The organism is Enterobacter cloacae complex sp. ESBL7, assembly GCF_041679625.1.
Taxonomy (GTDB): Bacteria; Pseudomonadota; Gammaproteobacteria; order Enterobacterales; family Enterobacteriaceae; genus Enterobacter; species Enterobacter asburiae_B.
In genome coordinates, this window is sequence record NZ_JBGORN010000002.1 from 457,605 (window position 1) to 470,833 (window position 13,229).

Annotated in this window: 9 protein-coding genes; 6 read left to right on the forward strand and 3 right to left on the reverse strand. The window is 56.5% G+C overall.

What is annotated here, in order from left to right:
* Positions 1-73: 73 nt before the first annotated feature.
* Positions 74-1,426, reverse strand: a complete 1,353-nt coding sequence (gene yegD, locus ACERY3_RS12215; protein WP_373225749.1) for a molecular chaperone — start codon at positions 1,424-1,426, stop codon at positions 74-76.
* A gap of 130 nt (positions 1,427-1,556) precedes the next feature.
* Between yegD and alkA the strand changes: the two genes are divergently transcribed.
* A complete protein-coding gene (alkA, locus tag ACERY3_RS12220) occupies positions 1,557-2,429 on the forward strand; it encodes a DNA-3-methyladenine glycosylase 2 (RefSeq protein ID WP_039263112.1) in 873 nt (290 codons plus the stop codon).
* Here alkA and ACERY3_RS12225 read toward each other — a convergent pair.
* Positions 2,394-5,723 carry a diguanylate cyclase gene (locus ACERY3_RS12225; RefSeq protein WP_373225750.1) on the reverse strand — a complete coding sequence of 1,110 codons (3,330 nt, stop codon included), beginning with the start codon at positions 5,721-5,723 and terminating at the stop codon, positions 2,394-2,396. The genes alkA and ACERY3_RS12225 overlap by 36 nt on opposite strands.
* 344 nt (positions 5,724-6,067) lie before the next feature.
* On the opposite strand from ACERY3_RS12225, the gene udk reads away from it, so the two are divergent.
* From udk to asmA, 3 genes are all read left to right on the forward strand, one after another.
* Positions 6,068-6,709, forward strand: a complete 642-nt coding sequence (gene udk, locus ACERY3_RS12230; protein ID WP_033145985.1) for a uridine kinase — start codon at positions 6,068-6,070, stop codon at positions 6,707-6,709.
* 91 nt (positions 6,710-6,800) lie between these two features.
* The gene (dcd, locus tag ACERY3_RS12235; protein ID WP_023312408.1) at positions 6,801-7,382 is read left to right on the forward strand and encodes a dCTP deaminase; all 582 of its coding nucleotides are present in this window, start codon (positions 6,801-6,803) and stop codon (positions 7,380-7,382) included.
* 22 nt (positions 7,383-7,404) lie between these two features.
* Positions 7,405-9,255: an outer membrane assembly protein AsmA gene (gene asmA / locus ACERY3_RS12240; protein ID WP_048980158.1), complete on the forward strand. Its 1,851-nt coding sequence runs from the start codon at positions 7,405-7,407 to the stop codon at positions 9,253-9,255.
* Positions 9,256-9,363: 108 nt separating this feature from the next.
* Here the strand turns inward: asmA and ACERY3_RS12245 are convergent, their stop codons facing one another.
* Entirely contained in the window at positions 9,364-10,947 is a 1,584-nt protein-coding gene (locus ACERY3_RS12245) for a transporter associated domain-containing protein (protein ID WP_373225751.1), read from the reverse strand.
* A 692-nt stretch (positions 10,948-11,639) separates the two neighbouring features.
* On the opposite strand from ACERY3_RS12245, the gene ACERY3_RS12250 reads away from it, so the two are divergent.
* Both ACERY3_RS12250 and wzb read left to right on the forward strand, forming a co-directional pair.
* Entirely contained in the window at positions 11,640-12,779 is a 1,140-nt protein-coding gene (locus ACERY3_RS12250) for a polysaccharide export protein (RefSeq protein ID WP_014170829.1), read from the forward strand.
* A 6-nt stretch (positions 12,780-12,785) separates the two neighbouring features.
* Positions 12,786-13,229, forward strand: a complete 444-nt coding sequence (gene wzb / locus ACERY3_RS12255; protein ID WP_023312405.1) for a low molecular weight protein-tyrosine-phosphatase Wzb — start codon at positions 12,786-12,788, stop codon at positions 13,227-13,229.

Below are 13,229 nucleotides of genomic sequence, written 5' to 3' on the forward strand. Positions count from 1 at the left end.
AACATCCGTTGCCGTTTTTTGTGTTTTCTCCCTCTCCCTGTGGGTGAGGGCACCAGACCGCACCGCAACAACGCTAGCTAAACATCACCTGAGCCCAGCGCGCCAGTCCGGCGGTGACGGAGCCAAAGTCATCGCCACCGGCAATCGGAATGCCCGGCAGCTGTTCCGCCAGCGCTTTCTTGATCAGCGGCGAACGGGCGCTCCCTCCGGTCAGGTAAATCACGTCCGGCTTCTCTTTGCCGTTCTCCAGCGCCAGCTGCACCTGCTCCAGAATACGCTGCAGCGGCTGCGCGAGCGCCGCCTCCAGCCCGTCCTGCGAAATCGCGGTGGCCAGTTCGTCGCTGATAAACGGCAAGGAAACCGCATGCTCAGCGCGATCGGAAAGGGCAATTTTGCTCTCTTCGGCAGTACGCACCACGCGGTAGCTCAGGCGCTGACGCCACACTTTATACAGCAGGGCAACTTTTTCGGCGTCCTGCGCGTCGCGCACCAGATCGTTCAGGAAGCGGCCGTTCGCGGTGCTGTAAAAATCACTCTGCGCAGGTACGTCGTTAATGGCAATCGCGTTCCACCACGGCAGGATCGGCAGGGCGATGCCTTTTTCCGTCTGACCGCCCATGCCGAGCAGCGGCATCAGGCTTTTGAATGCCAGGGCGATATCGAGATCGTTACCGCCTACGCGGCAGCCGCTGTGCCCCAGCAGGCTATTTTCACGGTCGCGACGGTTATGCCACTGCGGCCCCATCAGCAGCAGCGAGCAGTCCGTTGTGCCGCCGCCGATATCCACGACTAATACGCGCTTCTCTTCCGTCAGCGTGGCTTCAAAATCCAGCCCCGCGGCAACCGGCTCATACTGGAACACCACGTCGCGGAAGCCTGCGCGGTGCGCCGCGCGTTCAAGGATCCCCTGCGCCTGCTGGTTAGCCTCATCGCCGCCCAGCCCCTGGAAGTTGATCGGGCGGCCAATGACCGCCTGGGTAATCGCATCGGAGACCTGCGTCTGCGCCTGAGTGCGAATATGCAGCATCATCGCGCACACCAGGTCTTCGAACATCGCCACCTGCTGCGGCTTCAGGCCGCTGGCGCCGAGGAAGGATTTTGGCGACTTAACGAAGTAAACCTCTTCAGGATCTTCAATATAGTGCCCGAGCGAAGAGAGGCCGAACTGCACGCTGGAGGGCGTAACGTCGATGTCTTCCTCGCGGTTAAAGCTGACCGCCCGGCGCAGCAGCGCCTGGGTCTCCGCCGCCGTGGCCGGAACCTGATGGTGGCGGAACAGCCATTCGCTTACCGCTTCACGCGTCGGCGCGCAGAGCATTGACGGCAGCAGCGTGCTCTCTTTTTCCATTTTCAGAAGCTGTGGCTGCCCGTCTTGCATAACCGCAACCGAGCAGTTTGCCGTACCGTAGTCGAATCCAATAAACACGATTAATCCCCATGCCAGTGAGAAGGGGCGAGACTTTAACGAAATGTCCGCATGGCGACAACAGGAATATGAAAGCAAGGCGAAACAGGACCTTTCCGTTTATGCTGTGGAGAACCCAAAAGGAGAGACGATGTACACCCTGAACTGGCAACCCCCTTACGACTGGCAGTGGATGTTTGGCTTTCTCGGCGCGCGTGCGGTGACGGGCATTGAAACCGTCACCCACGACTACTACGAGCGCAGTTTTGCCTGCGAAGGGCATCAGGGGATATTTCGCGTAACGCCGGATATCGCCACCCATACGCTGACCGTGACGCTCAGTCCGGGATTAGTTCCGGTTGCGCAGACGTGCCTTGAACGCATCGAGCGCCTGTTCGATCTCGCCTGCAACCCGCAGCACATCGCGGATACGCTGGGCGATCTCGGTGCTGCCCGGCCAGGCTTGCGTTTGCCGGGGGCGATGGACGCGTACGAGCAGGGCGTCCGGGCGATCCTCGGGCAGCTGGTGAGCGTGGCGATGGCGGCGAAACTGACGTCGCGCGTGGTGGCGCTGTGCGGTGAGCCGATCGCGGATTGTCCGGGGTATCTCTGTTTCCCCACGCCGGACGCGCTGGCGGCAGCGGACCCGCTGGCGATGAAAGCGTTGGGCATGCCGGTAAAACGCGCGGAGTCGTTAATTCACCTGGCGCAGTCGGTCATCGACGGGACGTTTCCGCTTTTCCCACCCGAGAATATTGAGGCCGGGATGAAGGCGCTACAGCAGCGGCCGGGGATAGGGCGCTGGACGGCAAACTACCTGGCCCTGCGCGGCTGGCAGGCGAAAGATGTCTTTCTGCCTGATGATTATCTGATTAAGCAACGCTTTGCCGGGATGACGCCCGCGCAGATTCGGCGTTATGCCGAACGCTGGCAGCCGTGGCGCTCTTACGCGCTGCTGCATATCTGGTATACCGACGGCTGGACGCCGTCAGTTGATGGCGAAATAGCTGGTGTTGAGCAGTAGATCCAGCGGCTGCGGCTCGGCGATGGTGTCGCCATAGATGAAATCAATGCCGATGCCGGAGAGCGTATCCATCATGATGGGCTGATTGCACGGGCCCGCGATGGTTTTCATCCCCAGACGCTGGGCGTGGCCCTGAACAATGGTCACCATCATCTCATCCATCAGGTTGCCATACACGTTGCTTACCACCTCTGCGTCCAGCATCAGATAGTCGGCCATATTAGCGGTCAGGTGGGTGAAGACGTTCATGTCGCGACCCACCTGGCTGAAGATCACGCGGCAGCCCGCTTGACGAAGCTTTTGCAGACTCCGCTGCAGGTTTTTATCCGGGCTGCACACCACGTCGGCAGAGATAACCAGATGCAGGAGACGGCCCGGCATCGGGCTTTTATCCAGCAGGTCGAGAAGTTCATCGACCAGCGTTACGCTGGCTAAACCGGCCTCAGAAAGCGGCAGCGCCACTCCCATGCCTTTACTCGCGACCTGGGCGGCAGAGGCGCGGAAAAACTCATTAAAAATGCGCCTGTCGAGGGCGTGCAAAAGCTCAGGCTCGGCCAGACCCGAGCGGAAGGCATGCTCTTCCTGGACTTCGCCCTGGCTGGTCCACAGGCGTAACGACAGCAGCCAGAAATTACTGCTTTCCGGGATGCGCGGGGAGGCGACGCTGCGGGCGATCATCATCAGGTGATTGTCTTTAATCATGTGCCACTGTTCATCAAGCGACATCATGCTGCGCGCGTTGTGATCCCGCTCCTGCTGGGGTTCGTAAACCGTCACCATGCCGCGCCCGCTGTTTTTCGAGGCATAACAGGCGATATCCGCCTGCGACATCACCTCCGACGCCTGATGGTTATTTTCATCAATCAGCGTGATGCCTGCGCTGGCGCCGATCCGGTGCAGGCGGCCTTCCCACATAAAGTGATAGTCATTGATCGTGTGGATCAGGCGCCCGGCGATATAGCGCGCGCTTTCAATATTGCAGTCCGGAAGCAGTAACCCGAACTCATCTCCGCCCAGTCGCGCCAGCACGTCGCTGGAGCGGAGCATGGTCAACATCAGGGAAGAGAGTTCCCGCAGCAGGGCATCGCCCGCCGCATGGCCTGCCGTATCGTTGACGGCTTTGAAGCGATCGAGATCGATAAAGACCAGGGCATGACGCTGGCGCGTTTCGCGAACGGTCTGCAGGAGCCGTTTAAGATGATTTTCGAAGCTGACCCGGTTTGCCAGATGGGTCAGGGCATCGTGGGAGGCGCTGTAGCTCAGCTGACGCAGCATTTTGCGCGACTCGGTCACGTCCTGAATCACGATAACCGATCCAATATTCTGCCCGTCCAGCGTGCTGAGCGGCGTAATGCTGTAGTGAATATCAAAATTCCCGCCGGTCCGGCAGTTCAGCACCACGTCCTGATCGATATCGGAACGGGACATATCGCCGCTGTGAATATTCTCCATCAGCGGCCCTTTTTCACCAAAGGTGATATGCAACACCTTGAGGATCGGCTGGCCGATAGCCTCGGTCTGCAGCCAGCCGCTCATTTTCTCGGCTACCGGGTTCATGAAGGTGACGTTCATGTTGATATCGGTGCACAGCACCGCTTCACCGATGGAGTCGAGGGTGATGTGCAGACGCTCTTTTTCCTGGAAGAGGGCCTCGTTGAGCTGCTTCACCTCGGTCATGTCCATGTTGATCCCGAGCAGCCGTTCGACTTCACCCTGCTTATTGAGCACCCGGTTCGCCAGGGAGCGAATGTGGCGCACGCCTTCCTTCACGCGGATGCGGAATTCCAGCTTAAACGGCAGACGGGAAATCAGCGAGTCCCGCAGCACCTGCTCGGCGTGGGCACGATCTTCCGGCAGCATTGTGTCATGCCAGAGCTGCCAGGTAGGCTTGATGTGCGGCGGGATTTCATACAGTTCAAACATCCGCTTGTCCCAGCTGATAATGTCTGGCTCCAGATCCCACTCCCAGATGCCGATACCGCCCGCCTCGTTAGCAAGCGTAATGCGCTCCATCAGGCGTTTGTTGACCCACTCGGTCTGCTTTAGATCGTTAATGTCTTCAATCTGGGCGATAAAATAGAGCGGCGAGCCGTCGGCATGGCGCACGACGGAGACGGCAAGGAGCGCCCAGACCACTTCCCCGTCGCGGGTGTAATAGCGCTTCTCAAGGGTATAGGTATTGATGTCGCCGTTGACCAGCTGTTCGAGCTGTTCCAGGTCGGTGTGCAGATCTTCCGGCCAGGTGAGCTGCTGGAAGGTCAGCGACTGGAGCTCCGTCTGGCTGTAACCGAGGAAATTGCACAGCGCCTTGTTAGCCTGCAGCCATTTGCCCTCAATGCTGACCAGCGCCATACCGATGGCGGAATACTCCATCGCATTGCGGAAACGCTCCTCGCTTTCGGTGATGTGTTTGCGCTCGGCGCGGAAGGCGTACATCACCATGGTCATCACGTTGGCAGGCAGGAGCAGCATCAGGAACGGCAGCCAGGGGGCGTTCAGCATCGCCCCGACGTGCTGGGTTGTGAGCGCCACAGGATTTCGGGCAATCATCAGCGACACAACCATCACGGTGACCAGAAACACCAGGAACGCTTCCATTCGCGGCAAGCGCACGGCGCTCCACATAAGCAAAACGATAACGCAGGTGAAAGGCCACGGCAGCCAGGTGATGGCTGCCCAGCTGAGGGCCAGCGTTACGGCCAGCGTGGTCAGGGTTTCCAGCAGCAGTCTCGGGTCACGGTGGCGCAGCAGATAATGCGGTTTAAACAACAGCCCCAACGGTACCACCGCCAGCGCGCCGATGGCTTCGGACAGCACCCAGACGAAGAAATTACGCAGGGGTTCAGGGCCGGGAGCCAGCAGGGATACCAGCAAGCCGCCCACCAGCGGCGGGATCACCGCGCTGCCGATGGCCACGCGGATCCAGTCATTCAGATTCTGCAGCGGGTTGTACCACGGGAGCAATTTGCGCAGCAATAGCGCACCGGTAAAGGCTTCAACCACGTTAATCGAGGTGTAGGTGAGGCTTATCGATCCCCACGAAAACAGCATCCAGGTGGCCAGAATATTGCCGAACGAACAGGCCAGGGCAATTCCCGGCCACATTTTTCCTGCATGGCGATAAAACGCCACCATCATAATGGCGGTGGGGAACCAGAGCGGGGCCAGCAGGGTGCCGAACCGGGTAAGCTCCAGGGAAAATAAGGTAAAGATAAAGGTGACCAGGCCCAGACAGACAAGTCGTATTAAAGGATGTGGGGTGGTAACCAAAACCCGCTGGTATTGTTTATTCATTACCGCTTTATCCAGAGACGCCATGCCGTCAGGGAAGATGTCCGAACGCGTGAATTTGATAATTTGGTTTATGCTAGTACAAACAATTTACAATTCATATGGTGACCGCTCAGAATTTGACACCACAGACTTATTAAATAGAGGCTCCGTGAAAAAAAAACGGTTAAACGCTGAAAAAACGTTCATTTAAATTTCACTCAGGGAATAAGACGTCACTTTTCGGCCAGTCTCGCAGAACCTGTGCTTTCGACTGGTATCACGCCCGCGAAATCCCTATAATTGCCGCGTTTGACGCTCCGGCGTCGTCCTTCCTTAACATCCAGGTTAATCAGGTCGCTAAATTTATGACTGATAAGTCTCATCAATGCGTCATTATAGGCATCGCCGGCGCATCGGCTTCAGGTAAAAGTCTAATTGCCAGTACGCTTTATCGCGAACTGCGTGAACAAGTAGGTGATGAGCATATCGGCGTCATTCCCGAAGACAGCTATTACAAAGATCAATCCCATCTGTCGATGGAAGAACGCGTCAAAACCAACTATGACCACCCAAATGCAATGGATCACAGCTTGCTGTTCCAGCATTTAGAAGCGCTTAAGAGCGGCCAGGCCATTGAACTGCCCGTTTACAGTTACGTAGAACACACCCGCACCCGGGAAACCATCCGCATCGAGCCGAAAAAGGTCATTATCCTTGAAGGGATCCTGCTGCTGACCGACGCCCGCCTGCGTGAATCCATGAACTTCTCGATTTTCGTCGATACCCCGCTGGATATCTGCCTGATGCGCCGCATCAAGCGTGACGTGAATGAACGCGGCCGTTCGATGGACTCCGTCATGGCGCAGTACCAGAAAACGGTTCGCCCGATGTTCCTGCAGTTTATTGAGCCATCCAAACAATACGCCGATATCATCGTGCCGCGCGGGGGTAAAAACCGCATTGCTATTGATATCTTAAAAGCGAAAATCAGCCAGTTTTTTGAATAAGCCGCGCGAATTGTGTACCGTTCAGAGATAACCTGGTTTTACCCTGAGCGCTTACCGCCTCAGGGTACGATGCATGAAAGGAGAAAGTGGCATGCGTCTTTGCGATCGCGATATAGAAGCCTGGCTGGATGAAGGCCGTTTGTCTATTACCCCACGCCCACCCGTTGAGCGTATCAATGGCGTGACCGTTGATGTCCGCCTGGGGAATAAATTCCGCACCTTTAGTGGCCACACTGCGCCGTTCATTGACCTCAGCGGGCCGAAGGACGAAGTCAGCGCCGCGCTCGATCGCGTGATGAGTGACGAAATCGTAATTGATGAAGGCGAAGCTTTTTATCTGCATCCGGGTGAACTGGCCCTGGCGGTGACGTTTGAATCCGTCACCCTGCCTCCGGACCTGGTCGGCTGGCTTGATGGCCGTTCTTCGCTGGCGCGACTGGGGCTGATGGTTCACGTGACCGCGCACCGTATCGATCCAGGCTGGTCGGGGCGTATCGTGCTGGAATTCTTCAATGCCGGTAAATTGCCGCTGGCGCTGCGTCCGGGCATGATGATCGGCGCGTTAAGCTTTGAACCGCTGTCAGGCCCGGCAGATCGTCCTTATAACCGTCGGCAGGACGCAAAATATCGCGACCAGCAGGGCGCGGTTGCCAGCCGTATTGATAAAGACTGATCGTTAGTCCATTGAGGATGCCATGAGAAGAGTTCTGACGACGCTGATGATTTTGCTGGTGGTGCTGGTGGCTGGCCTTTCGGCGTTGGTTCTGCTGGTTAACCCCAACGATTTCCGCGCTTACATGGTGCGGCAGGTCGAGGCGCGCAGTGGTTATCAACTGAAGCTTGACGGGCCGCTGCGCTGGCACGTCTGGCCGCAGCTCAGCATTCTCTCTGGCCGCATGTCGCTCACGGCACCGGGGGCGTCCCAGCCGCTGGTGTCCGCAGACAACATGCGTCTCGATGTGGCGCTGATCCCGCTCATTTCCCATCAGCTGCAGGTTAAGCAGGTGATGCTGAAAGGCGCGGTGATTCAGCTCACCCCGCAAACCGAAGCCGTGCGTGATGCCAGCGCGCCGGTTGCGCCGCGCGAAAATACTCTGCCCGATGAACCGTCCGATACCGGCTGGTCCTTTGATATCGGCAAGCTGAAAGTTGCCGACAGCGTGTTGGTTTTCCAGCATGAGCACCAGGAGCAGGTGACCATTCGCAACATTAACCTGCAGATGGAACAGGATGCTCACCATCTTGCGTCGCTGGAATTTAGCGGGCGCGTGAACCGCGATCAGCGCGATTTGACCCTGTCGCTGAATGCTAATGTGAACGCTTCGGACTACCCGCATCAGCTCACGGCCGACATCCAGCAGCTGAACTGGCAGCTGACGGGTGCCGATCTCCCCACCCAGGGAATAACCGGGCAGGGAACGCTGCAGGCCGTGTGGCGCGAAGAGCAAAAGCAGCTGGAGCTGGATAACCTCAACCTGCAGGCAAATGACAGTAGCCTGAAGGGGCAGGCGAGCGTCACGCTCGAAGAGAAGCCGAAGTGGGTGCTGAATCTGCAGTTTGACAAGCTCAACCTGGAAAATCTGCTGCCGCCTCTGCCGGCCAGCGCCACTGACAACGATGCCACCCAGACGGGGCAAAGCCAGGCACCGGCATCACGTCCGGTTATCTCGTCTAATCTCGATCAGCCTGACTATAACGCCCTGCGCGGGTTCACGGCGGATATTCTGCTGAAAGCCAATAGCCTGCGCTGGCGCGGCATTGATTTTACCGACGTGAGCAGCCAGATGTTTAACCATAACGGTTTGCTGGTGATCTCCGAACTGAGCGGGAAGATGGGCGCAGGAAACCTCTCGCTGCCCGGCACGCTGGATGTCCGTAAAGACGTTGCCAGCGCCGAATTCCAGCCGCGTCTCGACAACGTTGAGATAGGCACCATCCTGAACGCGTTCAACTATCCGATATCCCTGACGGGGCAGTTGACGCTCGCGGGTGACTTCTCAGGCACGAAAATTGATGCCGATGCTTTCCGCCGCGAGTGGCAGGGGCAGGCGCATCTAGATCTGAAGAATTCCCGTATGGAAGGGCTTAACTTCCAGCAGCTGGTGCAGCAGGCGGTTGAGCGCAGCAGCGATGTAAAAGCCCAGGATAACTACGACAGCGCCACGCGCCTCGACAGCTTCACCACGGACCTGACGCTGGACAACGGACAACTCACTCTCGATGGGATGCAGGGCGCCTCTTCACTGTTATCAATGACCGGTGAAGGTAAGCTGGATCTGGTGAAAGAGACGGCGGATACGCGCTTTAACGTGCGGGTACTTTCCGGCTGGCAGGGTGAAAGCAAGCTCATCGACTTCCTGAAAGAGACGCCGGTCCCGCTGACCGTATACGGCAAATGGCAGGCCCTGAATTACAGCCTGCAGGTGGATCAGATCCTGCGCAAGCATCTGCAGGATGAAGCGAAACGTCGGCTTAGCGGCTGGGCGGATCGTAATAAAGATTCACAGGACGGTAAGGACGTGAAGAAGCTGCTGGATAAGCTTTGATGTCCGTTGCGCCGGGTGGCGTTGCGGCCTGATGCCCTCACCCCGGCCCTCTCCCACGGGAGAGGGAGCAAACACTAAAAACGGCAACCGGGTTGCCGTTTTGTTTATTTACACCTCAAAATCCAGCTCTTCCTCATCCCGCAGCGGAATGAGCTGAACCTTCTGCACGCGATGGTTTTCAATCTGCAGCGTTTTGAGCAGATAGTCGCCCACCTGAACCTCTTCTCCCGGCTGCGGGATACGCTGCAAATACTCCATCAGCAGGCCGGCAATCGTGTGATATTCCCGTTTATCATCCAGCGGCAGCGGCACGTATTGCACCAGGTCTTCCAGCGGCATATGGCCGTTAGCCGTCCACGACCCGTCTGCGTTTTTCTGAATGTCATGGCGGGCGTCAATCTCATCCACCTCGTTAGGCAGATTACCGGCAATGGTTTCCATGACGTCGCTGAGCGTGACCAGCCCTTCCACCGAACCAAACTCATCTACCACAAAGGCAAAGTGCGTGCGCGCGTTACGGAATTGCTCAAGGGCGGAAAGCAGCGGTAGCCCCTCAGGGAAGACCAGCGGCTGGCGCACCAGAACGCGCAGGTTGAGCGCCTCGCCGTGAAGTTGCTGCTGGAGCAGGTCAATAACGTGCACCACGCCCAGCAGCTCCTCTTCCTCTTCACCGCCGGTCACCACCACGCGGGTGTGCTGGTTTTTATCCAGCAGGGCGCGAATGTGCTCTTCCGGTGCCGTCAGGTCGATATGCTCAATGTCATGCCGCGAGGTCATGATGCTGCTGACCGTCCGCTGATTCAGATTAAGCACCCGCTCGATCATCCGTCGTTCCTGCGGGTCGAAGATCGGCCCGTCGCTGCGATCGGCCAGCATGGCGGAGGATTCGGCATCCAGCTCCGCATCCTCTTTCTTACCGCTTAGCAGGCGCATAACAGTGTCGGCCGTGCGCTGACGCAGGGTCTGATTCGCGGACAGGAAGCGGCGGCGGTTAAATATCGCCAGCTGGTTGAGCGCTTCAATCATGACGGAGAAGCCGATGGCGGCATACAGGTAGCCTTTCGGAATATGGAAGCCAAAACCGTCGGCCACCAGGCTAAAGCCAATCATCAGCAGGAAGCTCAGGCAGAGGATCACGATGGTCGGGTGACTGTTCACAAAGCGGGTCAGCGCCTTGCTGGCCATGACCATCAGCGTGATGGCAATGATCACCGCGGCCATCATCACCGCAAGGTGGTCGACCATCCCGACGGCGGTGATCACCGAGTCGAGGGAGAAGACCGCATCCAGTACCACGATTTGCGCCACTACCGGCCAGAATTTCGCTCCGCGGCGCTGGGTTGGATTCTCGCTGTCTTTGCCCTCCAGCCGCTCGTTGAGTTCCACCGTGGCTTTGAACAGCAGGAACAACCCGCCGAAGAGCATGATCAGATCGCGGGCGCTAAAACTCAGGCCGTGAACGGAGAACAGAGGCTGAGTGAGCGTCACCAGCCAGGAGATAGAGGCCAGCAGCAGTAAACGCATCACCATCGCCAGCAGCAGACCCGTCACGCGCGCGCGGTCGCGCTGGGAAGGGGGCAGTTTTTCAGCGAGGATGGCGATAAAGACCAGATTATCAATCCCGAGCACCAGCTCGATGACGACCAGCGTAACCAGCCCGGCCCAGATTGAGGGATCGGCAATCCATTCCATAGTAATAGCAATACCTTCTGTTATATGACGAATGTCACACTTCGATCATGGATAAAGCTGGGGGAAATTGCAATGCCGGGCTGAGATTTCTCTTAATACGACGGGTAAAAAAGAGAGCATTCTCAATAGGGTGTAAATAAGCGAAATACGTATATTTAATTACAAGGAATGCATTTTAGGATATATCGCAGGTGATGATTTTTACTCTCATTTTGTCAATATAAAGAAATTCCTAAAAGGTCAAAAATTTGCTCTTAATATTAATCTTAAAAACCGATATTAGGACAGTTGTCTCCTTGCCTGCTATTAGGTTAGCTGCAACAATTCTCCCAGCATCAAATGTTAAATCTCGGTGTTGCTATTAATGTTCGGTCTTCAGGGATGGTTATTCATTATCCGTCGGGTTTCTCAAGCGACTGATATATTTCCAGAAGATCTTGCTCAAGAGGGTGTCTATCCATAACACATTGTTTAGTCAGTGGATTGGTAACTGAAAGCCAAGGGCGGTAGCGTGCCTGAAAGCGTGTGAATCAGCCTCGATTATTCTGTCAATAGCCAATGGATGAATAAGCTTTTTTTAGGACTGATGCCAGTTATATTTCTATTTGATTAACTGCATGCTGAAACCCAATACGACTCGAGCTTATTTAAATTGCACAGGATAATTACTCTGCCAAAGTGATAAATAATCAATGATGAAATCCAAAATGAAATTGATGCCATTATTGGTGTCTGTGACCTTGATGAGTGGTTGCACGGTCTTTCCCGGCAGCAATATGTCAACAATGGGTAAGGATGTGATCAAGCAACAGGATGCCGATTTTGATCTCGACAAAATGGTGAATGTTTATCCACTTACGCCTCGTCTGGTCGAACAATTACGTCCACGTCCGAATGTTGCCCAGCCGAATATGTCGCTGGACCAGGAAATTGCGTCCTACCAGTATCGCGTGGGGCCGGGTGACGTGATCAACGTGACCGTCTGGGACCACCCTGAACTGACCACGCCAGCGGGCCAGTACCGTAGCTCAAGCGACACCGGTAACTGGGTGCAGTCAGATGGCACCATGTTCTATCCCTACATTGGTAAAGTCCATGTTGCAGGGAAAACGCTTGCCGAGATCCGTAGTGATATTACCGGCCGCTTAGCGCAGTACATCGCCGATCCGCAGGTGGACGTTAATATCGCCGCATTCCGCTCGCAAAAAGCCTATATCTCCGGCCAGGTGAACAAATCCGGCCAGCAGGCCATCACCAACGTTCCTCTGACCGTACTGGATGCCATCAACGCCGCGGGCGGGTTAACCGACGGAGCCGACTGGCGCAACGTCGTGCTCACCCACAACGGGAAGGAGCAGCGTATTTCGCTGCAGGCGCTGATGCAAAACGGCGATCTGACCCAGAACCGCCTGCTCTATCCAGGTGACATTCTCTACGTGCCGCGCAATGACGATCTGAAAGTCTTCGTGATGGGTGAAGTGAAGAAACAGAGCACCCTCAAAATGGACTTCAGCGGTATGACGCTGACCGAAGCGCTGGGCAATGCTGAGGGTATCGATCTGACGACCTCTAACGCGACCGGTATCTTCGTTATCCGTCCTCTGAAAGGTGAGGGCAGTGCGAAAGGCAAGATTGCCAACATCTACCAGCTGGATATGTCCGATGCGACCTCTCTGGTGATGGCAACGGAGTTCCGTCTCCAGCCATACGATGTGGTGTATGTCACCACCGCGCCGGTTGCTCGCTGGAACCGTCTGATCAACCAGTTGCTGCCAACCATCAGTGGCGTTCGCTACATGACGGATACGGCGCGCGACATTCATACCTGGTAATCCGCGATGTTTAACAAAATTCTGGTGGTATGCGTGGGGAACATTTGCCGTTCCCCTACGGCTGAACGGTTGTTGAAACACTACCAGCCCGAACTGACCGTTGATTCGGCAGGGCTGGGTGCACTGGTCGGTAAGGGTGCCGATGAGCGCGCAACGAGCGTGGCGCGGGATCATCACCTCTCTCTCGACGGCCACGTGGCCCGCCAGGTCACTGGCCGCATGTGCCGGGAGTATGACCTGATCCTGACGATGGAAAAACGCCATATTCATGCGCTGTGCGATATCGCTCCGGAGATGCGCGGCAAGGTGATGCTGTTTGGTCACTGGGACAATGAACGTGAAATCCCCGATCCGTATCGCAAAAGCCATGAGGCCTTTGAGGCGGTTTACACCTTACTTGACCAGTCTGCCCAACAGTGGGCGCAGGCACTGAAAGTTCAGCAGGGATAA